Source organism: Xylanimonas sp. McL0601 (assembly GCF_049852175.1).
GTDB lineage: Bacteria > Actinomycetota > Actinomycetes > Actinomycetales > Cellulomonadaceae > Xylanimonas.
In genome coordinates this window covers 2989117-3010856 of the sequence record NZ_CP187527.1, presented here as the reverse complement: position 1 = coordinate 3010856, position 21740 = coordinate 2989117, and the positions used below count along the sequence as shown (strand labels likewise).

Here is a 21740-nt window from a genome sequence, read left to right as displayed (position 1 = left end):
AGTCACACTCTGGCGTCCCACCGGACCGAGCGAGCTGGATGCCGAGTTCCGCTCTGACGCAACGGCCGCCAACTGACCGCGGACCAGATGGGCCTCGTTGAGCTGATCATCACGTCAGCGGAAATGGCGGCTGCCACCAAGCCGGCGCGGCCTGGACCTCGACGCGGTCGACCCACTTGACCCACCAGAACCCGCGGCGGCTGGGGGCGACGAGGCGCAGCGGGTAGCCATGCCGCGGAGCCAGCGGCTCGCCACCGACACTCGTCGCAAGGAGCAGCTCGTCGATCTCGTCGACGGGGAACCGGATCCAGTAGCCGGTCACGGAGTGGACGAGCACGCTGTTCGCGCCGCCTCGGTCGCGGATCAGAGCCGAGACGGGAACGCCCGTCCAGTCCTGGTGCGAAAACCAGCCGGACGTGCAGTCGAGGGTGGCGCGCAGTCGCGTCGCGTGCTCGGTGATCTCGGACAACGTCAGCTCGTAGCTACCCGTCAGGTCGACGACGGTGAGTCGCCATCGGTCCGGGTCGACGGTCGGCGTCGTGTCGTTGAGCCACGTCGTGCTCGGCATGGCGACGGGGTCGAACGAGCCGATCTCGTGCGAGCCGGTGAACCGACGGCGCGCGCCGGGCAGGTCGGAGTGGCGCACCGCCCAGTCGGTGGCGAGGTAGATCCCCGCCGCGGCGGAGCCGAGCACGCCGGCCCGCAGCAGGACGCGGCGGGAGAGGTCGGTCTTGCGCGGCGGCGTCTTGCGGGCGAACACGTGCCAGAGCAAGAGCGGCGCCAGTGCGAGCGCTGCTGCGATGTGCACCCACATGCCGTACTGGCCGGCGACCGACTGCACCAGACCTGTGCTGTAGCCCAGCCCGACCGCGATGGTCGTGGCGGCCAGTGCGGCGAGGAGCACGGATGCCCAGCGGCTGCTGCGCTCGCGGTGCATCCCGTGGCGGACGATGCGGCTCTTCCATGGGATCAGCAGGATCACCGCGATCCCCGCGATGCCGTGCGCGACGACCACCCAACGCCCCCGGGACGACCCGGTGGCGACCGCCCCGATGCCGGTCGCGAACGCGAGCACGAGCACCGCAAGCAGGGTCAGGTTGGTCACCCGTGCGGAGGGGGGACGAACGATCCTTCGGATTGCAGCCAGCATGGTCAGGTCGTGGTCGGTAGCACTTCAGGTGGCGAACGCCGCCGCATGAGAAACGCTATGCCGAGAGTCCTGCGGTGGGGGCGGGCTGGGTCCATGTGCCGTGAATGTCGAGAGCACTCGCGCGGCTCCGTCCCAGGGACAAGACCAACCGAACGGCCGTCGCACACGCCGACGAAGGAGCAACCCTCATGCAACCGAACGAAGTCACCGCGATCCTGAGGCGCCCGCTCAGCGAGGAGCTCCTGGCTCGCGACCTGCTTCGCATGGCCTATGTCGCCAAGGACGGCACCCCCCGCAACATCCCGATCGGCTTCACCTGGAACGGCTCGGAGATCGTCGTCTGCACCCCGAAGAATGCCCCGAAGCTGCCCCATCTGCGGCACAACCCCGACGTCGCGCTGACGATCGATACCGAGGTGCACCCGCCGAAGATCCTGCTCATCCGCGGTCGCGCGGAGCTGGACGTGGTGGACGGCATCCCGGAGGAGTACCTGCAGATGAACGGCAGCTACGCGATGACCGCCGAACAGCGCGTCGAGTGGGAGGCCGAGGTCCGCTCGCTCTACGACGGCATGGTCCGGATCGTCATCACCCCGACGTGGGCCAAGCTCATCGACTTCGAATCCACCCTCCCCACTGCGGTCGAGGAGCTGATCCAGCAGCGGGCCGAGCGTCAGCGCGGTTGAACGGACAAACGCCGACACGAAGGTCGAGCAGCGCTACGCGGCCGTGACCGCCGCCGTCGCCGGCCAGAGCCGGGCCCCGGCCACGACAGCGCCCGCTGCCACGACGGCGAGCAGCAACGCGGTAGGCCCCAGCCCGACGGCGCCCAGCCAGCCCGCAAGCGGGTAGGTGACCAGCCAGCACGCATGCGAGAGCGAGAACTCTGCGGCGAACACGGCGGGTCGCTCAGCCTCCGGGACCTCGCGCACCACGAGGCGGCCGAACGGCACCTCGGTGCATGCCCAGCCGAGCCCTACGGCGAACCACAGCACGCCGACCGCGGCGAGCCCGAGCCCGGTGGACCCGCTGCCGAGCGCGAGCGGGACGAGCAGCGTCGCCGCGGCCAGCACGGCGGACCCGCCGAGCATGACCCGCCGCTCGGTCATGCGGCCCAGCACGCGGGGGAGGGTGAGCGCCGCGGTCATGGACCCGGCGCCGTTGACGGCGAGCAGCAGCGCGACGACGTCATTTCCCTGACCGAAAGTCTCCCGGGCGATGACGACGGTCTGGACAAGCACGAAGGCCCCGCCTGCGGCGACCGCAAGGTTGAGCGCGAGCACGGGACGCAGCGCGCGGATGCGCCACATCAGTGCCGCGCCGTGCCGGACGCGCGCCCCGAACGGCAGCTCGTCGAACCCGTGGCCCCCGCCCGACGGCGGCGCCGCGCGCGGGATGGCGATCGACGCGATGAGCACGGCGGACGCGCCGAAGCCGATTGCGGTGCCCCAGAAGAGGGCGTCATGCGGCACGACCAGCAGCAGGGCGGCGGCAAGCATGGGGGAGAGCACCATCTCGAGGTCCTCGGCCAGCCGGGAGAACGACAGTGCCTGTGTGTACTGACGCACGTCGGGAAGCACGTCCGGGACCGCCGCCTGGAAGGTGGGCGTGTGCACCGCTGAGGCCGCCTGGAGCACGAACACCAGCAGGTACACCTGCCAGACCTGGTCGACGAACGGCAGCATCACGGCGACGGCGGCCCGCAGCACGTCGGCGGCCACCATGACCGCGCGGCGCGGCAGCCGCGACACCAGCGCGTGCGCGACGGGCGCGACCACGACATAGGCCACCATCTTGATCGCGAACACGGTGCCGAGCACCCGCCCGGCTCCGCCGCCGGCGACGTCGTACGCGAGCAGCCCGAGCGCGACCGTCGCGAGGCCGGTGCCGGCGAGCGAGACCACCTGGGCCGTCAGCAGACGCCGGTAGACGCCGTTGCGCAGCGCGCTCTCCCGGGTGCGGACGTTCACTGCGCGGCTCCCTTGGCCGCAGCTGCCGCGTTCGGCGACGGGTGCGCCTGGTGGTGTGCGGGATCATCGTCGACGACGTGCTGAGCCTGGAAGACCGCCTGGGTCACGAGCTGCCGGGCGTGTTCGTCGACGAGCGAGTAGAAGACCCGGTTGCCCTCCTGGCGGGCGCGCACGATCCGGCCCCAGCGCAGCTTGGCCAGGTGCTGCGAGACCGCGGTCGGCGACTTGTCCACGACGTCAGCCAGGTGGTTGACCGACACCTCGCCGTCGCGCAACGCCAGGATGATCCGGATCCGCGTGGCGTCCGCGAGGAGGGTGAAGACCTCGGCGGCGAGCTCGACATATGGGGACGCGATGTCGAACGTGCATCCTTGAGCATCTTCGTGCATACGCAGATAGTAAGGCTCTGCGACGACGCCGGGACCCGGTGGCAGGATCGCGACTGAGGAAGGCGGCGCGCATGAGCCACGACCACGACCACGGGCACGTTCGCGGCCCCGGCGACCACCGGGGGCGGCTGGCGATCGCGTTCGCGATCACCGCGACGATCCTGCTCGCGGAGGTCGTCGGCGCCCTGATCACCGGCTCGCTCGCGCTGCTGGTCGACGCGGCGCACATGGTCACCGACGCCGGCGGTCTGGCACTGGCGCTGTTCGCCGCGCACCTGTCGCTGCGCCCCGCGACGTCACGCCGCACGTGGGGCTACCGCCGCGCCGAGGTCCTGGCAGCGCTCGGCCAGTCGGCGGTACTGCTCGCGGTCGGCGTCTACGTGCTGGTCGAGGCCGTCCAGCGGCTGTGGTCGCCGCCCGACATCGCGTCGACGGAGCTGCTGGTCTTCGGCGTCATCGGCCTCGTCGGGAACGTGGCCTCGCTTCTCGTGCTTGCCTCGCGGAGGTCGGCGAGCTTCAACCTGCGGGCGGCGTTCCTCGAGGTGGCCAACGACGCGCTCGGCTCGGTCGCCGTGATCGTCGCGGCGATCGTCATCGCCACGACCGGGTGGCAGCAGGCGGACGCCGTCGCCGCGCTGCTCATCGGCATCCTGATCCTGCCGCGCGCGGTCCGGCTGCTGTGGGAGACGGCGTCCGTCCTGCTCGAGTCGACCCCGCCCGGCCTGGACCTCGACGCGGTCCGCGTCCACCTGCTCGAGGTCGACCACGTGCGCGAGGTGCACGACGTGCACGCCTCCCTCATCGCGACCGGGCTCCCGGTGCTGTCGGCGCACGTCGTCGTCGAGAACGAGTGCTTCCGGGACGGGCACGCGGGCCACATCCTCGACCAGCTCCAGGAGTGCGTCGCGACCCACTTCGCGATCGCCGTCGAGCACTCGACCTTCCAGCTCGAGCCCGCGAGCCATCCCGAGCACGAGCACCCGAGCCACGCGTGACCCGGCGGCTCTGTCCTGCGGTCGTGGTGTACTGCTGCCGCTGCGGGGCACGCTGCCTCGCCGGTGACGAGGAGCGCAGGTGCCGATGACGCAGCGAACGGATGGGATCGACCGCGCGGCGGTCCAGCGGCGGACGCTGACGCTGCTCTCGGTGGCGCAGGTGCTCTCCGGAGTCGGGGCCAGCGCCGTCGTGCTGACCGGGTCGCTCCTCGCGGTCGAGCTGTCCGGGTCGAAGGCCTGGGCGGGGTCCTCGACGACGGCGGCCACGCTCGGCGCCGCGCTCGCCGCCGTCGTCCTCATGCGCCTGGCCTGGCTCTCGGGCCGCCGCGCGGCCCTGACGACCGGACTCCTGGTGGCGGCGCTCGGTGCGGCGGTGGTCGTCCTCGCGGCGGTGGTCGGCGCGTTCTGGGCGCTGGTCCTCGGCTGCGCCCTGGCCGGGTTCGGCACGGCCGTGAACCTGCAGGCGCGGTTCGCCGCCACCGACCTGTCGGAGCCGCGCCACGTGGGGCGCGACCTGTCTCTGGTGGTGTGGGTGGGGACCATCGGCGCAGTCGCCGGCCCGTCGCTCGGCGGCGTGGGCGGTCGGGTGGCCGAGGCGTTCGGCTTGCCGGCCCTGACGGGGCTGTTCGTCCTGGGTGCGATAGGGACGGTCGCGGCGCTCGTGGTGCTGGCGGTCGGGCTCCGCCCGGACCCGCGCCGGCTGGCGCTCGCCCTGGCCGAGGATCCCGGGACGGAAGCCGTCGACCGCCGTCCCGGGCTCGCGGCCGGCTGGCGCGTCCTGTCCGCCCACCCGGCCGCCCGTGGGGCGCTGGCCGTGATCCTGGTCGCGCACGCCGTCATGGTCTCCGTCATGTCCATGACGCCGGTGCAGATGACCGGGCACGGCGCGACCGTCGAGATTGTGGGCCTCACGGTGAGCCTGCACGTCGCGGGGATGTACGCGCTGTCGCCGCTGATGGGCTGGCTGAGCGACCGTTTCGGCGGCCGTGTGACGGCGGCCGGCGGCCTGGGCCTGCTCGTTCTGGCCGGGGTGCTCGCGGGCCTCGGCGACGGCGGGTTCGCGATGACCGCCGGCGGCCTGATCCTTCTGGGCCTGGGCTGGTCGGCCGCCACGGTCGCCGGATCGAGCATGATCGTCGCCCAGGTGCCGGTCGCCGACAGGGTCGCGGCCCAGGGTCTCTCCGACGCCCTGATGAGCCTCGCCGGCGCCGCGGGTGGGCTGGCCGCCGGTCTGCTCATGGCGGCCATCACCTACCAAGGGCTGGGCTTCGTCGCCGCGACGGCCGCGGCCGTCACCGCGGCCGTCGTCATCCCTCGGGTGAGGCGGCGTGCTCTCACGAGCGGCGGCTAAGCGCCCCCGGCCCTCGTCAGCCCAGGTGGAACTCGTTGTCGTCGGGGTCGGCGAGGGTGAGCGTCCCGAGCGCGTCGGGCTCCGCGCTGATCATGCGAGCCCCGAGCGCCACCAGCCGCGCGGCCTCCTCGTCCCGGTCGGCGCCGTCGGTCGCGACGAGCTCGATCCGCAACCGGTTCCGGCCGCTCGGCGGCTTGTCGAAGAGCGGTGGCCCGCTCCACGTGACCTTCGCGCCCCCCTCGGGCGACTGGATCGCCGTCTCCTCGTCCTGGTCCCAGACCAGGGGCCAGCCCAGGGCCTTGCTCCAGAACAGGCCGCTCGCGCGCAGCCCTTCGCAGTTCAGCGCGCCGATCTGCCCGCACCCCGCGAGGAACATGTTCTCCGGCTCGATGACGCAGAACTCGTCGCCCTCGGGGTCGGCGAGCACCACATGGCCCTCGTCGCCCCGCTGCCCGACGTCGTAGTGACCCCCGCCGAGCTCGAGCGCCCGCGCGACCAACCGGTCCTGGTCCTCGTGCGACCGGCTCGTCAGGTCGAAGTGCATCCGGTTGCGTCCCTTCTTGGGCTCGGGGGCGGCGACGAACCGCAGCGCGACGGCGGTGCCACGCGCCCGCGCGGTCGCGACGCCGTCGCCCGGCGCGGCGTCGACCTCGCGGTCGAGCAGCCCGGCCCAGAAGAGAGCCTGCGCGCGAGGGGCGGCGGCGTCGAACCGGACAGCGGCGAGCTGGAGGGCCATGATCGGACCGTACGACGGCGGACGTGCGCGGAACCAGGATTTTCGGCGGGATCTCAGACCGGCAGGCCCAGCAGTTTCGCGCTCTGCTCCCAGTGGGCGCGGACCAGCGCCTCGTCGTCGGCCTGCGGGCTGCTGCTGCTCAGGCGGCGCTGGTCGTAGAACGCCCCCGGCACCCAGTCGCGGCCTGGCGTCCCGTCAGCGAAGAACACGAGGTTGCTCCCACCCCTGGCCGGCGACGCGAACAGGCGGCGCGCCGGCGTGTGGTAGCCGATGCGCATCCAGTTCCTGGTCTCGGAGGCGAAGTTCGTCGCGATCACCCCCGGGTGGAACGCGACCGCCGACAGCCCCCGCGCGTGGTACCGCTCGTGCAGCGCCTTGGTGAACAGGATGTTCGCGAGCTTGGCGTTGCCGTAGGCGCGCGGCGTCGTGAACCCGTGCCAGGTCTGCAGGTCGTCGGCGTCGATGCGCGACAGGCCGCGCGCGCCCATGCTCGACGTCGCGATCACGGACGCCCCGCTGTCGATCAGCACGTCCAGCAGCAGGTGGGTCAGCAGGAAGGGCGCGAGGTGGTTGACCTGGAACGTCCGCTCGAACCCGTCCACGGTCGCGACCGGCCCGTCGAACATGCCGCCCGCGTTGTTCGCCAGCACGTCGATGCGGGGGCACAGGTGCCGCAGGTCGGCGGCCAGGCGGCGGACGTCGTCGAGCCGTGCGAAGTCGGCGTGCAGGAACGCCTCTGTGCCGATGCGCCGTGCCACGGCCTCGGTCTTCTCGGGGGAGCGGCCGACGACGACGACGCGGTGGCCCTCCGCGGCGAGCTGCTGCGCGGCGGCGGCGCCGATGCCGTCGCTCGCGCCGGTCACGATGATCGTCTTCACGACTGACCTTCCTTCGCCGCGCGTCGGGCCCCGACGCGAGCCTAGCCATCAAAGCCGCACCGGTGGTCCGGCATCGCGCGGGTTACCGTGCGCCCATGAGCAACGCCGACCTGGTCGCCGACTTCAATCGCGCCATCGGGGAGGCGAACCCGAGCCGCCCGCAGGTGCCCGGCCCCGACCGCCTCGAGCTGCGCGAGACCCTGCTGCGCGAGGAGTTCGCCGAGGTCCTCGAGCAGCTCGCGCGGCTGCGGGCGCTCGCGGCCGACGACGAGCCCGCCGGCCTGCCCGAGGTCGCGGCGCTCGCGCACGAGCTCGCCGACCTGCTCTATGTCACCTACGGCGCGCTGCTCTCGCTGGGCGTCCCGGCCGACGCCGTCTTCGCCGAGGTGCACCGGGCCAACCTCGCGAAGGCCGCGGGCCCCCGGCGCGCGGACGGCAAGCAGCTGAAGCCGGAGGGCTGGCGCCCGCCGAACGTCGAAGCGGTCCTGCGTTCGGCCGCGCGGTAGCGGGCGCGCTGCTCGAGTTCGAGCATTCGTCGCGCGTTCGAGTCCTCGGGCGCTCGAACAAGCCCCAAATGCTCGAATCAGCCGCGCGCGGGCCGGGGCGCGCCGCGCCAGGCCCGCGCATCCACCCCTCCGGCCGGGTCGCGCGCCACACTGGCGCCCATGGAGGAGGGTCCGGACCCGGTCGCCCGCGGGCTCGCGCGTCTGAGCGGCGTGCTCGACGTCCCGCCCGGCGTCCGGCTCGCCGCGGCGGTGGTGGTCGGCGTCTTCGTCGGCATCGCGCTGCGCGTGGACACCGTGGCGGCCGCCCTGCTCGGTGGGTGGGCTGCCGCCGGCCTGCTCTTCGTCGCGTGGACGCTTCTCGTCATCACCCCGATGGGCCCCTCCGCCACGGCGGAGCACGCGCTCCGCGAAGAGCCGGCGCGGGTCGTCGAGCGTGCGATGGTGCTGCTCGCAGCGGTCGTCAGCCTCGCCGGGCTCGCCGTCGTTCTCACCCAGGGCGGACTGCGCGGCGACCTGCCGACGACGGGCGCGGTGCTCGCCGCCATCGTCGTGTCCTGGGCGAGCGTGCACACGCTGTTCGCGCTGCGCTACGCCAGGCTGTTCTACACGGACCCGCAGGGCGGGATCGACTTCCACGACGACGGCGCACCGCCGTCGTACACCGACTTCACCTACGTGGCGTTCACCGTGGGGATGAGCTTCGCGATCTCGGACACCGACCTGCGCACGACGGCGCTGCGCCGGACCGCGCTGGCCCAGGCGCTGCTGGCGTACCTGTACGGCACGGTCATCGTGGCCCTGCTGGTCAACCTGGTGGCTGCCCTGGCGGGTTGACGTGCAGCGGTCAGGCGGCGGCCTCGACGTGGGGCGTCGCCACCAGGCCGGCGTACAGGTCGTCCGTCTCGAGCAGCTCGGCGTGCGTGCCCGTCGCGCGGACGCGACCGTTGTCCATGACGACGATCTTGTCGGCGCCGACGACGGTCGACAGGCGGTTCGCGATCGTCACGACGGCGGCGTTCTCGGCGGCGGCGCGCGTCGCCCGGTTGATCGCCTCCTCGGCGCGGCCGCCGATCTGCGAGGTCGCGTCGTCCAGCAGGAGCACGTCGGCCTCGGCGAGGAGCGCGCGGGCCATCGCGAGTCGCTGCCGGCCGCCGCCGGTCATGGTCGCACCGACAAGCTCGGTGTCGAGGCCATCGGGCAGCGCGGCGACGTCCTCGGCCAGCTCGACCGCGCGGAGCACCTCGTGGAGCTCGGCGTCGTCGGCGGCGGGCTTGGCGGGCAGCAGGTTGTCGCGGACCGTGCCCGGCAGCACCGGCGGCTCCTGCTCGACGTACGCGAACCGCTCGCGCACCTGGGCGTAGGTGAGCTGCTCGTAGGGGACGCCGTCGAGGCGGACGGTGCCCGAGTGCGGGGACAGGAACCGCAGCGCGAGGGACGCAACGGAGGACTTGCCGGCCCCCGAGGGGCCCACGATCGCCACGTGACCCCGGCGCGGGATCGCGAGATCGAGGTTCCGCACGACGTCGCCCTCGGCCGGCGTGTACCGCGCGGTGACGTCCTCGAACTCGATGACGGGAGCGTCGGCGTCGAGCGGGGTCTCGACGGGCTCGACCGCCAGACCGGGCTCGATCACCAAACCGGGCTCGACCGCCAGGCCGGGCTCCTCCAGCTCGATCTCCTGCGCCTCGGCGATGCGCTTCGACGCTGCCAGACCGGACTGGATGGTCGAGAAGCCGTCGGCCAGCTCCATGAGCGGGACGATGAAGTTCTGCGTGTACATGATGAACGCGACGAGCGCGGCGATGCTGAGGTGCCCCTCCGTGACGCGCCACGCGCCGAACGCGACCATGAACACGGTGATGAGCTGCATGCCGCCGAAGGCCGTCTCGTACGAGATCAGCTCGGCCCACATGGCCGACACGCCGTGCTTGCGCGCCTTCTCCGCGTCGGCGAGCACCGCCTCGGACCGGGCGTCCTCGGCGCGCAGCGCCTTGATGGTGCGCAGGGCGCGCATCGAGCCGTCGAGCTCGCTGCTCATTCGGCCCACGGCCTCCTGCGCCAGGGCTCGCTCGCGACCCACCTTCGGCATGATCAGGCCCATGATCAGGCCGAGCACGGCGACCGCCGCGAGGGTGATCCCCAGCATGAGCCCGTCGATCACGCCCATGAGCACGATCGAGCCGACGACACCGGTGATGCTCGTGACGAACGAGACGAAGCCGGTGCCGACGGTCAGCTGGAGCAGCGGGGCATCGGCCGTGGTGCGCGCGATCAGGTCAGCGGTGGACCGCTCGCGCACCTGCGTGACCCGGCCGCGCAGGAACCGCGCGACGAGCGCCTTGCGGACGTCGTACACCACCGTCTCGGCCGTGCGCCCGAGCGTGGCCCACTGCAGGAGCATCGCCACCAGGTAGACCAGGGTGAGCGCGCCGAACAGCATGACGTCGGGCGCGACCGAGGTCCCGGCGGACAGGTGCTCGATGACGTTCTCGATGATGCGGGGCGTCCACAGCCCGGCGACGGTGGCGATGATGCCCAGCACGGCGCCCGCGACGATGCGCCACCGGTACGGGTGGAGGAACGACATCAGGGTGCGCCAGTTGCGCGCCGACTCGGTGCGGGCGCGCGCGTCGTCGGCGGTGGGTGTGGAGGGCATCCGTCAAGCGTACGAAGGCGCCCGGTGGCGTTGTCCGGCCGAGATCCGAGCCCTGGCCGCTCCTGCTCGGGGGCGCCGGGAACGGGCCCGGTGCTCTACCATGTTCGGGTTGCCCGTACGCCTGACGCCGTCCTCGACGGACCTGCTGCGCGCGTACGCACCCGATCACAGTTGGAGACCATCGAAGTGAAGAGCGCCGTCGAGACCCTGGACCCCACCAAGGTCAAGCTGACCGTCGAGGTGGACTACGACGAGCTCAAGCCGAGCATCGACCACGCCTACAAGCACATCGCGGAGCAGGTGAACATCCCCGGCTTCCGCAAGGGCAAGGTCCCGCCGCGCATCATCGACCAGCGCGTCGGCTGGGGCGCCGTCGTCGAGCACGCGGTGAACGACGCGCTCGGCGGGTTCTACGGCCAGGCCGCCGCCGAGCAGAAGCTGCGCCCGCTGGCCCAGCCCGCCGTCGAGGTCACCGAGATCCCGGCCAAGGCCGGCGAGGGCCAGCTGAAGTTCACGGCCGAGGTCGAGGTCCGCCCGGAGATCGAGCTGCCCGAGCTCTCCGACCTGGAGATCGTCCTCGAGTCGACCGAGGTCACCGACACCGACGTCAGCGAGCGCCTCGACGCCCTGCGCGAGCGCTTCGGCACGCTGGTCGGCGTCGACCGCCCGGCCGTCGAGGGCGACTACATCGTCATCGACCTCAAGGCCGTCATCGGCGACGAGGAGGTCGACTCCGTGTCGGGCATCTCGTACCAGATCGGCTCGGGCAACATGCTCGAGGGCCTGGACGAGGCGCTCACGGGCCTGTCGGCCGGCGAGACCACCACGTTCAAGGCGGACCTGGCCGGCGGCGAGCACGAGGGCCAGGAGGCCGACGTCACCGTCACCGCCACCTCGGTCAAGCAGCGCGACCTGCCCGAGGCGGACGACGACTTCGCCCAGCTCGCCTCGGAGTTCGACACGCTCGACGAGCTGAGCGCCGACCTGCGCGAGCAGGTCGCGTCGATCAAGAAGTCGAACCAGGCCGTCACCGCGCGCGACCAGCTCCTCGAGAAGCTGCTGGCCGCCGTCGAGATCCCCGTGCCGCAGGGCGCCGTCGAGGCCGAGGTGCACCGCCACCTCGAGTCGGAGGAGCGCCTCGAGGACGACACGCACCGCGCCGAGGTCACCGTCGACGCCACCAACGCCCTCAAGAACCAGATCCTGCTCGACACCCTCGCCGAGAAGCTCTCGGTCAAGGTCGGTCAGGGCGAGCTCGTCGAGTACCTGGTCCAGGCCTCGCGCCAGTACGGCATGGAGCCGCAGCAGTTCATCCAGACGCTCGACCAGGGCGGCCAGATCCCGGCCATGGTCGGCGAGGTCGCGCGCTCCAAGGCGCTCGCCGTCGCGCTGCGCAAGATCGAGGTCAAGGACGGCGAGGGCAACGTCGTCGACCTGAGCGAGTTCATCGGCTCGGACGACGCCGACGCCGCCGCCGAGGCCATCGAGAACGCGGTCGCTGAGGCCGCCGAGGCCGAGGGCACCGAGGCGCCGGTCGAGGAGACCGAGGAGGCCTGAGCCTCCCGCTTGCAGCACGCCCGACGGCGCCGCACCTCGCGCGAGGTGCGGCGCCGTCGTCGTCTCTGCGGGGCCGCCGCGAGGCAACCCGTGCCGCCCCATGCGCCGTGAGCGAAAAGCGCGCTGGCAGGGACGAACGCGTCGGTGCCGCACGTTAGGGTCGAGCGACACCGAACGCGAAGGAGACGGACGTGAACGACCTGCTGCGGATGGACAGCACGGGTCCCGTGGCTCGTGCCGACGGACCCAGCCTCGGGCTCAACGACTCCATCTACAACCGGCTCCTCAAGGAGCGCATCATCTGGCTCGGCTCGGAGGTGCGCGACGAGAACGCCAACGCGATCTGCGCACAGATGATGCTCCTGGCTGCAGAGGACCCGACGAAGGACATCTGGCTGTACATCAACAGCCCGGGCGGCTCGATCACCGCCGGCATGGCGATCTACGACACCATGCAGTTCATCCAGCCCGACGTCGCCACCGTGGCGATGGGCATGGCGGCCTCGATGGGGCAGTTCCTGCTCTCCTCGGGCGCCAAGGGCAAGCGCTACGCGACGCCGCACGCACGCGTCATGATGCACCAGCCGTCGGGCGGCATCGGGGGCACGGCCACCGACGTCCGCATCAACGCGCAGCTGATCATGCACATGAAGCAGGTGCTCGCCGAGCTGACGGCGGAGCAGACGGGCAAGCCGCTCCCGCAGATCCTCAAGGACAACGACCGCGACTCCTGGTTCACCGCTCAGGAGGCGCTCGAGTACGGCTTCATCGACCACGTGGTCGAGAACGCCGCGCTCGCAGGCGGCGGCGGCATGAACAGCGCGAGCTGACGGGAGAGAGAGATGAGCTACATGAACCCTGAGCAGTTCGCCGCCACGGCCGGCCGCCTCGCGGGGGACTACGCGCGGCCGGGCGGGATCTCGCTGCCCTATGGGGCGCCGTCGAGCCGCTACGTGCTGCCCCAGTTCGAGGAGCGCACGGCCTACGGCTTCAAGCGCCAGGACCCGTACACCAAGCTCTTCGAGGACCGCATCATCTTCCTCGGCGTGCAGGTGGACGACGCCTCGGCCGACGACGTCATGGCGCAGCTGCTGGTCCTGGAGTCCCAGGATCCCGACCGCGACATCATGATGTACATCAACAGCCCCGGCGGCTCGTTCACCGCGATGACGGCGCTGTACGACACGATGCAGTACATCAAGCCGCAGATCCAGACGGTCTGCCTCGGCCAGGCCGCCTCGGCCGCGGCCGTGCTGCTGGCCGCCGGCCAGCAGGGCAAGCGCTACGCCCTGCCGAACGCGCGCGTGCTGATCCACCAGCCCGCGATGGAGGGCGGCGGCTACGCCCAGGCGTCGGACATCGAGATCCACGCCAACGAGCTGATCCGCATGCGCGAGTGGCTCGAGGAGACGCTGGCGCACCACTCGGGCCGTACGGCCGAGCAGGTCAAGGAGGACATCGAGCGCGACAAGATCCTCACGGCCGCCCAGGCCAAGGACTACGGGCTCGTCGACCTCGTGCTGGAGTCGCGCAAGCCGCTCCCGGTCATCGCGCGCTGACGACGCCGCGACGGTGCCCGCCCTCACGGGCGGGCACCATGCGACTCTCCGGGGAAGTCGGCTGACAAGCCCGGTGCCGTGGTGTGGAATGGGGCCAGAGGTAGTCGCTGGAGAGAGGAGCCGCCCGGTGGCACGGATCGGTGACGGGGCTGACCTGCTGAAGTGCTCGTTCTGCGGGAAGTCGCAGAAGCAGGTCAAGAAGCTCATCGCAGGCCCAGGCGTCTACATCTGCGACGAGTGCATCGACCTGTGCAACGAGATCATCGAGGAGGAGCTCAGCGAGCAGGCCGAGCTCGGCATGACGGAGCTGCCCAAGCCGCGGGAGATCTTCGAGTTCCTCGAGCAGTACATCATCGGCCAGGACGGCGCCAAGCGAGCCCTGGCCGTCGCCGTCTACAACCACTACAAGCGCATCCAGGCCAGTGAGCAGGGGCGCTCCGGCGGCGATGACATCGATGTCATCGAGATCGCCAAGTCCAACATCCTGCTCATCGGCCCCACCGGTACCGGCAAGACCTACCTGGCGCAGACGCTCGCCAAGATGCTCAACGTCCCGTTCGCCATCGCGGACGCCACGGCCCTCACCGAGGCGGGCTACGTGGGCGAGGACGTCGAGAACATCCTCCTCAAGCTGATCCAGGCCGCCGACTACGACGTCAAGAAGGCCGAGACCGGCATCATCTACATCGACGAGGTCGACAAGGTGGCCCGCAAGGCCGACAACCCGTCGATCACGCGCGACGTCTCCGGCGAGGGCGTGCAGCAGGCGCTGCTGAAGATCATCGAAGGCACGACGGCGTCGGTGCCGCCGCAGGGTGGACGCAAGCACCCGCACCAGGAGTTCATCCAGATCGACACGACGAACGTGCTGTTCATCGTGGCCGGCGCGTTCGCCGGGCTGGAGGAGATCGTCGCGGCCCGCGCCCGCAAGCGCGGCATCGGGTTCGGCGCCCCCATGGAGACCAACGCGGACGACGACCTGTTCGCCGAGACCCGCCCCGAGGACCTGCAGAAGTACGGACTCATCCCCGAGTTCATCGGCCGCCTGCCGGTCATCGCCTCGGTGTCCCCGCTGGACCGCGGCGCACTGGTGCGCATCCTCACCGAGCCGCGCAACGCCCTCGTGAAGCAGTACCAGCGCATGTTCCAGATCGACGGCGTCGACCTGGAGTTCACCGACGACGCCGTCGAGGCGGTCGCGGAGCAGGCGCTGCTGCGCGGTACGGGCGCCCGTGGCCTGCGCGCGATCATGGAAGAGGTGCTGCAGCAGGTCATGTTCGACGTGCCCAGCCGGGACGACGTCGAGCGCGTGGTGATCAGCCGCGAGGTGGTGCTGGAGAACGTCAACCCCACGCTGGTGCCACGCGCCAACCCGGTCCGCGCACGCCCGCCGCGCGAGAAGAGCGCGTAACCCATATGGCTGTGGCCCGGTCTCCGACGGGAGACCGAGCCACTTTTCATGTCCGCAGCGGTCAGGCGGTCGTGGGGGCTCCGGCATACAAGGAGTCGATCGTGTCCGCGAAGTCCTTGATCACCAGCGGGCGCTTCACCTTCAGCGACGGCGTCAGGTAGCCGTTCGCCTCGGTGAAGTCGTTCTCCAGGATGTGGATCTTGCGGATCGACTCGGCGCGCGAGACGGCCTCGTTGGCACGGCTCACGGCCCTGTCCAGGGCGGCCAGCACGTCGGGGTTGGTCCGGGCCTCGGACACCGGCATGTTGGGCAGGCCGTGGGTGGAGAGCCAGCCCGGCAGCATCTCGGCGTCGAGCGTCACGAGCGCACCGATGAACGGGCGCTGGTCGCCGACGACGACGACCTGCGAGACGAGCGGGTGCGAACGCAGACGGTCCTCGAGCAGCGCAGGGGCGACGTTCTTGCCGCCGGCGGTGACGATGAGCTCCTTCTTGCGGCCCGTGATGCGGAGGCGGCCCTCGCCGTCGAGCGTGCCGATGTCGCCGGTGCGGAACCAGCCGTCCTCCAGCACCTCGGCGGTCAGCGTCGGCTGGTTGTGGTAGCCGCGGAAGACGTGCGGGCCCTTGAGGAGGATCTCGCCGTCGTCATCGATCTGGATGCTCGTGCCGGGCATCGGCGGGCCGACGGTGCCGATCGCGACCGAGCGCGGCAGGCTGACCGCGGTCGGCGCCGTGGTCTCGGTCAGGCCGTAGCCCTCGAGCACCGTCACGCCGACGCCGCGGAAGAAGTGCCCGAGACGCTCACCGAGCGGGGCGCCGCCAGAGACGGCGTGGACGACGTCGCCGCCCATGGCTTCCCGGAGCTTGCCGAGCACGAGGCGGTCCGCGACGCGGTGCTGGATCTGCAGCGACGCCGGGACCCTGCCGGAGTCCTGGGCGCGCGAGGTCGCGATGGCGGTCCGGACGGCCCAGTAGAAGATCGTGCGCTTGAGCCTGGAGGCCGACGCCGTCTGCTCGGCCGAGTTGTAGACCTTCTCGAACACGCGCGGGACGGCGAGCAAGAAGGTCGGCTTGAAGGAACCGAGGTCAGCGACCAGGTTCTTCACGTCGGGGGTGTGGCCCAGGACGGTGTCGGCGGAGAGCACGGCCACCTGGATGAGCCGCGCGAACACGTGCGCCAGGGGCAGGAACAGCAGCGTGCGCGCACCCTCGCTCTCCAGCACCTCGGGCAGGACCTCGGCCGCGTTGAGCGACACGTGCGCGAAGTTGCCGTGCGTCAGCTCGGCGCCCTTGGGGCGGCCCGTGGAGCCGGACGTGTAGATGATCGTCGCGAGGTCGGCGGCGACGACACCGGCGCGGCGGTCGGCGACGACCTGCTCCGCGACGTCAGCACCCTCCGCGCGCAGCGCGTCGATCACGCCGGCGTCGATCACGAGGACGTCCTCGAGCGCGGGCAGCGTGTCGCGGATGGCGCCGACGATCCCGGCGTGCGCGGCGGTCTCGACGATGACGAACCGCACCTCGGCGTCGGACAGGATCCACTGCACCTGGTCGGGGGCGGAGGTCTCGTAGACGGGGACGGGGACGCCGCCGACGGCCCAGATCGCGTAGTCGAGCAGGGTCCACTCGTAGCGCGTGCGGGACATGATCGCGACGTGGTCGCCGGCCTTGAAGCCGCGGGCGACGAGGCCGCGCGCCACGGCGACGACGTCGGCGTCGAACGCGTTGGCGCTGACCGGGACCCAGGGCGCCGACGGCGTCTCGCGCCGCTCGAGCAGCGGGTTCTCGCCGGTGCGCGCCACGCGGTCGGCGAGCAGCGTGTTGATGCTGGTCGACGCGGGGACGTCCACGAGGGCCGGGGTCGTCGCGAGGTTCACGGTGGGTGGTCTCCGTCCGTTCGGTGCCGGCCTGGTTGCCGAGACGCGTTGCGACGCTACACGTCTACCCGGCCGCGGCCGCAGTTCCAGCCCCCTTAGGATCGCTCACATGACGGAACCGGCAATGCCTGACGAGATCCTTGGCCTGCGACGCAGCATCGACAACATTGACGCAGCCCTGGTTCACCTGCTTGCGGAACGGTTCAAGATGACCCAGCGGGTCGGCGAGCTGAAGGCCATGGGCGGCCTCCCGCCCGCCGACCCCTCGCGCGACCAGCAGCAGATCGAGCGTCTGACCTCGATCGCGACCGAGGCGGGCCTCGACCCGGCCTTCGCGGAGGCCTTCCGGGCGTTCGTCGTGGCCGAGGTGATCCGCCACCACGAGCTCATCGCCGCCGAGTACGCGGCGGGCGGGCGGCAGGGTGAGCTGCCGCCGCTCGACACCTTTGCATGAAGGGGTTAGGCAGCTCCGCGCGTCGGTGATCGGCGCCTCGGCCCTGTGTGGCGCCTCGCCGCCGGGCGACGCACCCTGGTGGGACAGCCGAGTTCAGGAGGCGCTGGAGCTGACATGAAGACCGACTGGATCAAGCCCCTCATCGGCCACCCCGGACCGTTCGCGACGATCTACCTCGATGCGACACGCTCCGCGGAGGCGGGCGACAAAGACGTCGCGGGACGGTGGAAGGCCGTGCGCCGCAGCCTCGCCCAGCAGGGCGCGCCCGACTCCGTCCTCGACGCGGTCGAGGATGCCGCGCTGCGCCCGATCCGCAAGGTGGGCGCGCACGGGCGCGTCATCATCGCGGACGGGTCGGGGGTGCTCGTCGACAAGGCGCTGCACACGGCGCCGACGGTCGCGACCGGCGTCTGGCACGCCGTGCCCGCCCTGCTGCACGCGGCCCTTGCCGCCGACGAGGAGGTCACCGCGCTCAAGGTCGCCGTCGACCGCACCGGCGCGGACCTGAGGCTGATGGGCGCGCGCGGCTGGGACGCGCGGCGCACTTTCGAGGCCCCGCACGACGACATCTCCAAGGTGGCCCCGGGCGGATCGTCGCGCGGCGGTGCGGCCGGTGGCGGCGGCGACCGCGGCGGCCAGTCCGCCGTCGATGCGCGCGTGGAGGACTCGCTGGCACGGAACGCCGAGGCCGTGGCCCGCGAGGTGGAGAAGGCGGTGGCGGAGGAGCGGCCCGAGATTGTGCTGCTGTACGGCGACGCGCGCACGGTGCGGGCCGTGAAGACGGCGCTCGTGCGCCCGGTCGCGGAGCTGACCGTCGAGGTCGCCGGAGGCGGCCGGGGTGCCGGAGTCCACGAGGGCGCCTTCCACGAGAACCTCGAGGACGCCCTGGACTCCTACCGCGAGAAGCGCCGCGAGGTGGTGCTGGCCGAGCTGCGCCAGGGTCAGGGCCGCGAGCAGGGCGCGGTGAGCGGCGTCGACGACGTCGTCGCCGTGCTGTCGCGCGGGCAGGTCAAGGAGCTGGTGCTGAACGAGGACGTCGGGTACGACGGCGCCCTCGTCGTCGGCGCCGACGGGGCGCGCGGGCCGCTGAGTGGGCGCACCCTGTGGATCGGCCCGGACCCGCTGGCGATCGCCCTGTCCCGGTCGTCGCTCGCGGACGCGGGCTACACGGACGGAGTCGAGGAGCTGCCGGCGGCGATCGCGCTCATGCGGGCCGCGGTAGGGCAGGACGCGGGCCTGACGGTCGCCCCGGAGGGCGCGGTCGACCTCATCGACGGCGTCGGCGCGACGCTGCGCTGGCACGATGGCGCCACCCCGCAGGAGGTCGCGGCGACGATGAGCCGCGACCAGGACCTGCTCCGCTGACCTTTCCTTTCCCCGTCGTACCTGGTGGCGTTCTGCGCTGCAGAACGCCACCAGGTACGACGGCGAAAGGGAGGTTCTCAGGCGCGCGGGGTCTTCGCCGGGGGCTCGCCCAGCTCCGACGCGACGACCACGATGCCGCCCTGGACGTCAGGATCTCCCTGGCCCTCGGCGGCCTCGACCAGCGTCAGGTCACCCTCGACGCGGCCCGCGCCGCGGACGTCGTCGAGCGCCGAGCGGACGCCCGCCAGCGCCGTGCCCGGGACCGCGAGCGTGCCGCCGAGGATCGGCGTGCGCATCGAGACCTTGGCCTCCGACTTGATCTTGCGCAGCGCGGCCAGCGCGTTGCCCGCGGCGGCGAGCTGCGCCGGGTCGGCGTCACCGGCAGCGATGCGCAGGTCCGCGGCGATCGGCCACGCGGCGCGGTGCACCGAGCCCGTGCGCCACCAGGACCAGACCTCCTCGGTCGCGTACGGCAGCACGGGGGCGAGCAGGCGCAACATCACGTCCAGCGCGATCGCCAGCGCGGTGCGCGCCGACGTCGTCGCCTCCGACGCCGTGGCGCCGGCCCCGTACGCGCGGTCCTTGACCAGCTCGAGGTAGTCGTCGCAGAACGTCCAGAAGAACGTCTCCGTGACCTCCAGGGCGCGCGTGTGGTCGTAGGCCTCGTACGCCTCCGTGGCGGTGTCGACGACGGCGGCCAGGCCGGCGAGCATGGCGCGGTCGAGCTCCACGGTCACGAGCGCCGGGTCGAGCACGACCTCGCCGGCGCCGGTCTCGGCGTCGCGCCCGAACTCGAGCACGAACTTCGAGGCGTTGAGCACCTTGATCGCGAGCCGGCGGCCGATCTTCATCTGGCCTTCGTCGAACGCCGCGTCGGTGCCCAGGCGCGCCGAGGCCGCCCAGTACCGCACCGCGTCGGAGCCGTGCTGCTGGAGCAGCCCCAGCGGCGTGACGACGTTGCCCTTCGACTTCGACATCTTCTTGCGGTCGGGGTCGAGGATCCAGCCGCTGATGGCCGCGTTGGCCCAGGGCAGGCCGCCGCACTCGAGGTGCGAGCGCACCACGGTCGAGAAGAGCCAGGTGCGGATGATGTCCTGCCCCTGCGGGCGCAGGTCCATCGGGTAGACGCGCTCGAGCAGGTCGGCGTCACGCTCCCAGCCGCCCACGATGAGCGGGGAGAGCGACGACGTCGCCCACGTGTCCATGACGTCCTGGTCGCCGACGAAGCCGCCCGGGACGCCGCGCTGGTCCTCGGTGAAGCCCTCCGGGGCGTGCGCCGCCGGGTCCACCGGCAGCGAGGCCTCCGACGGCACGATGGGGTTGTCGTAGTCGACGTCGCCCGTCTCGAGCACCGGGTACCACAGCGGGATCGGCACACCGAAGAACCGCTGACGCGAGATCAGCCAGTCTCCGTTGAGACCGTTGACCCAGTTCTCGTAGCGGACGCGCATGAAGTCGGGGTGGAAGTCGAGCTCCTTGCCGCGGCCCAGCAGCTCGGTCTTGAGGTCACGGCCCGGGACGTCGCGGCCGCCGTTGCGGATGTACCACTGGCGGCTCGTGACGATCTCGAGGGGCTTGTCGCCCTTCTCGTAGAAGTTCGTCTTGCGCTGCGTGGCGACCGGCTCGCCCTCGAGGTCGCCCGAGGCACGCAGGGCGTCGACCACGGCGGTGCGCGCCGAGAAGGTCGTCCGTCCGCTGAGGTCGAGCTCGTACAGGCGCTCGCCCGGCCCGCCAGCGATCCACTCCGGCGTCTCACGGGACAGGCGCCCGTCGCGCTGGATGACCGAGCGCGTCGGCAGCTGCAGCTCGCGCCACCACTGCACGTCGGTGAGGTCACCGAAGGTGCAGCACATGGCGATGCCGGCGCCCTTGTCGGGCTCGGCGGCCGGGTGGGCGAGCACCGGGATCTCGACGCCGAACAGCGGCGACGTCACGGTGGTGCCGAACAGCGGCTGGTAGCGCTCGTCGTCGGGGTGCGCGATGAGGGCGACGACGGCCGGGATCAGCTCCGGGCGGGTGGTCTCGATGAAGACCTTCTCGCCGTCGGGCCGGTGGAACGCGACCTTGTGGAAGGAGCCCGGGTAGTCGCGCGCCTCGAGCTCGGCCTGGGCCACCGCGGTCTGGAACGTCACGTCCCACAGGCCCGGCGCCTCAGCCTGGTAGGCCTCGCCGCGCGCGAGGTTGCGCACGAACGCGCGCTGGGTGGCAGCGCGCGAGCGGTCGTCGATGGTCTGGTACGTCTGCGCCCAGTCGACCGAGAGGCCGAGGTACCGCCACACGTCCTCGAACGACTTCTCGTCCTGCGCGGTGAGGCGCAGGCACAGCTCGATGAAGTTGCGGCGCGAGACGGGCACCTGGTCGGAAGCCTTGATGGTCTTGCCGTCGGTGCCCTCGTGCGGCGGGACGAACTCGGGGTCGTAGGGAAGGGAGGTGTCGACGCGCACGCCGTAGTAGTTCTGCACGCGGCGCTCGGTGGGCAGGCCGTTGTCGTCCCAGCCCATCGGGTAGAACACCTCGAGACCGCGCATGCGCTTGTAGCGCGCGAGGAGGTCGGTGTGGGTGTAGCTGAACACATGGCCGACGTGCAGCGAGCCCGACGCCGTCGGCGGCGGGGTGTCGATCGAGTAGACCTGCTCGCGCGTCTTGGTGCGGTCGAAGGCGAACGTGCCCTCGCGCTCCCAGCGCTCACCGAGCTTGGTCTCCAGCCCCTCGAGCGAGACCCGGTCCGGTACCTCCCGTACCACCGCGCGGACGACGTCTGCCTGCGAGCCGGCGACCGGCGAGGGGGTCGTGGCGGGGGAGGGGGTCGGGAAGTCGCTCATGGTTTGTCATTCTCCCAGACGGCGGGCACTGGGTCAGGTGCTCGAGCTGACCTGGCTCTCGCCGT

Annotated in this window: 19 protein-coding genes; 11 read left to right on the top strand and 8 right to left on the bottom strand. The window is 71.7% G+C overall.

Annotation, left to right across the window (positions count from 1 at the left end):
* Window positions 1-109: 109 nt before the first annotated feature.
* Entirely contained in the window at window positions 110-1105 is a 996-nt protein-coding gene (locus tag ACO4JP_RS13935) for a molybdopterin-dependent oxidoreductase (RefSeq protein ID WP_425954585.1), read from the bottom strand.
* A 233-nt stretch (window positions 1106-1338) separates the two neighbouring features.
* Here ACO4JP_RS13935 and ACO4JP_RS13930 point away from each other — a divergent pair, with 233 nt between their 5' ends.
* Window positions 1339-1836: a pyridoxamine 5'-phosphate oxidase family protein gene (locus ACO4JP_RS13930; protein ID WP_425954584.1), complete on the top strand. Its 498-nt coding sequence runs from the start codon at window positions 1339-1341 to the stop codon at window positions 1834-1836.
* Window positions 1837-1869: 33 nt separating this feature from the next.
* Here ACO4JP_RS13930 and ACO4JP_RS13925 read toward each other — a convergent pair whose 3' ends face one another.
* Together ACO4JP_RS13925 and ACO4JP_RS13920 are read right to left on the bottom strand one after the other, a co-directional pair.
* The gene (locus ACO4JP_RS13925; RefSeq protein ID WP_425954583.1) at window positions 1870-3120 is read right to left on the bottom strand and encodes an MFS transporter; all 1251 of its coding nucleotides are present in this window, start codon (window positions 3118-3120) and stop codon (window positions 1870-1872) included.
* The gene (locus tag ACO4JP_RS13920; RefSeq protein WP_425954582.1) at window positions 3117-3509 is read right to left on the bottom strand and encodes an ArsR/SmtB family transcription factor; all 393 of its coding nucleotides are present in this window, start codon (window positions 3507-3509) and stop codon (window positions 3117-3119) included. The genes ACO4JP_RS13925 and ACO4JP_RS13920 overlap by 4 nt, the downstream gene beginning before the upstream one ends.
* Window positions 3510-3580: 71 nt before the next feature.
* On the opposite strand from ACO4JP_RS13920, the gene ACO4JP_RS13915 reads away from it, so the two are divergent.
* Complete coding sequence (locus ACO4JP_RS13915) at window positions 3581-4504, top strand: cation diffusion facilitator family transporter (protein WP_425954581.1); 924 nt, start codon at window positions 3581-3583, stop codon at window positions 4502-4504.
* Between the two features lie 85 nt (window positions 4505-4589).
* Entirely contained in the window at window positions 4590-5855 is a 1266-nt protein-coding gene (locus tag ACO4JP_RS13910; protein ID WP_425954580.1) for an MFS transporter, read from the top strand.
* A gap of 16 nt (window positions 5856-5871) precedes the next feature.
* Here ACO4JP_RS13910 and ACO4JP_RS13905 read toward each other — a convergent pair whose 3' ends face one another.
* Together ACO4JP_RS13905 and ACO4JP_RS13900 are read right to left on the bottom strand one after the other, a co-directional pair.
* A complete protein-coding gene (locus tag ACO4JP_RS13905) occupies window positions 5872-6591 on the bottom strand; it encodes a VOC family protein (protein WP_425954579.1) in 720 nt (239 codons plus the stop codon).
* A 53-nt stretch (window positions 6592-6644) separates the two neighbouring features.
* Window positions 6645-7469: an SDR family NAD(P)-dependent oxidoreductase gene (locus ACO4JP_RS13900; RefSeq protein ID WP_425954578.1), complete on the bottom strand. Its 825-nt coding sequence runs from the start codon at window positions 7467-7469 to the stop codon at window positions 6645-6647.
* Window positions 7470-7564: 95 nt separating this feature from the next.
* Between ACO4JP_RS13900 and ACO4JP_RS13895 the strand changes: the two genes are divergently transcribed.
* A complete protein-coding gene (locus tag ACO4JP_RS13895; protein ID WP_425954577.1) occupies window positions 7565-7975 on the top strand; it encodes a hypothetical protein in 411 nt (136 codons plus the stop codon).
* A gap of 159 nt (window positions 7976-8134) precedes the next feature.
* Window positions 8135-8809, top strand: coding sequence for a DUF1345 domain-containing protein (locus ACO4JP_RS13890; RefSeq protein WP_425954576.1), 675 nt, complete (start codon window positions 8135-8137; stop codon window positions 8807-8809).
* A gap of 10 nt (window positions 8810-8819) precedes the next feature.
* Here ACO4JP_RS13890 and ACO4JP_RS13885 read toward each other — a convergent pair whose 3' ends face one another.
* On the bottom strand, window positions 8820-10631 hold the full coding sequence (locus ACO4JP_RS13885; protein ID WP_425954575.1) for an ABC transporter ATP-binding protein: 1812 nt from the start codon (window positions 10629-10631) through the stop codon (window positions 8820-8822).
* Between the two features lie 186 nt (window positions 10632-10817).
* Between ACO4JP_RS13885 and tig the strand changes: the two genes are divergently transcribed.
* The 4 genes from tig (at window position 10818) to clpX (ending at window position 15158) form a co-directional block, all read left to right on the top strand.
* A complete protein-coding gene (tig, locus tag ACO4JP_RS13880) occupies window positions 10818-12188 on the top strand; it encodes a trigger factor (RefSeq protein WP_425957118.1) in 1371 nt (456 codons plus the stop codon).
* Window positions 12189-12397: 209 nt separating this feature from the next.
* The gene (locus tag ACO4JP_RS13875) at window positions 12398-13018 is read left to right on the top strand and encodes an ATP-dependent Clp protease proteolytic subunit (protein WP_425957117.1); all 621 of its coding nucleotides are present in this window, start codon (window positions 12398-12400) and stop codon (window positions 13016-13018) included.
* Window positions 13019-13030: 12 nt separating this feature from the next.
* Complete coding sequence (locus ACO4JP_RS13870) at window positions 13031-13747, top strand: ATP-dependent Clp protease proteolytic subunit (protein WP_425954574.1); 717 nt, start codon at window positions 13031-13033, stop codon at window positions 13745-13747.
* Between the two features lie 127 nt (window positions 13748-13874).
* A complete protein-coding gene (gene clpX / locus ACO4JP_RS13865) occupies window positions 13875-15158 on the top strand; it encodes an ATP-dependent Clp protease ATP-binding subunit ClpX (RefSeq protein ID WP_425954573.1) in 1284 nt (427 codons plus the stop codon).
* A gap of 61 nt (window positions 15159-15219) precedes the next feature.
* On the opposite strand, the gene ACO4JP_RS13860 is transcribed toward clpX, so the two are convergent.
* Complete coding sequence (locus tag ACO4JP_RS13860; protein WP_425954572.1) at window positions 15220-17034, bottom strand: AMP-dependent synthetase/ligase; 1815 nt, start codon at window positions 17032-17034, stop codon at window positions 15220-15222.
* A gap of 109 nt (window positions 17035-17143) precedes the next feature.
* On the opposite strand from ACO4JP_RS13860, the gene ACO4JP_RS13855 reads away from it, so the two are divergent.
* Together ACO4JP_RS13855 and ACO4JP_RS13850 are read left to right on the top strand one after the other, a co-directional pair.
* Entirely contained in the window at window positions 17144-17488 is a 345-nt protein-coding gene (locus ACO4JP_RS13855) for a chorismate mutase (RefSeq protein ID WP_425954571.1), read from the top strand.
* A 114-nt stretch (window positions 17489-17602) separates the two neighbouring features.
* The gene (locus ACO4JP_RS13850) at window positions 17603-18853 is read left to right on the top strand and encodes a hypothetical protein (protein WP_425954570.1); all 1251 of its coding nucleotides are present in this window, start codon (window positions 17603-17605) and stop codon (window positions 18851-18853) included.
* A gap of 77 nt (window positions 18854-18930) precedes the next feature.
* On the opposite strand, the gene valS is transcribed toward ACO4JP_RS13850, so the two are convergent.
* Window positions 18931-21675, bottom strand: coding sequence for a valine--tRNA ligase (gene valS / locus ACO4JP_RS13845; protein ID WP_425954569.1), 2745 nt, complete (start codon window positions 21673-21675; stop codon window positions 18931-18933).
* Window positions 21676-21740: the final 65 nt, after the last annotated feature.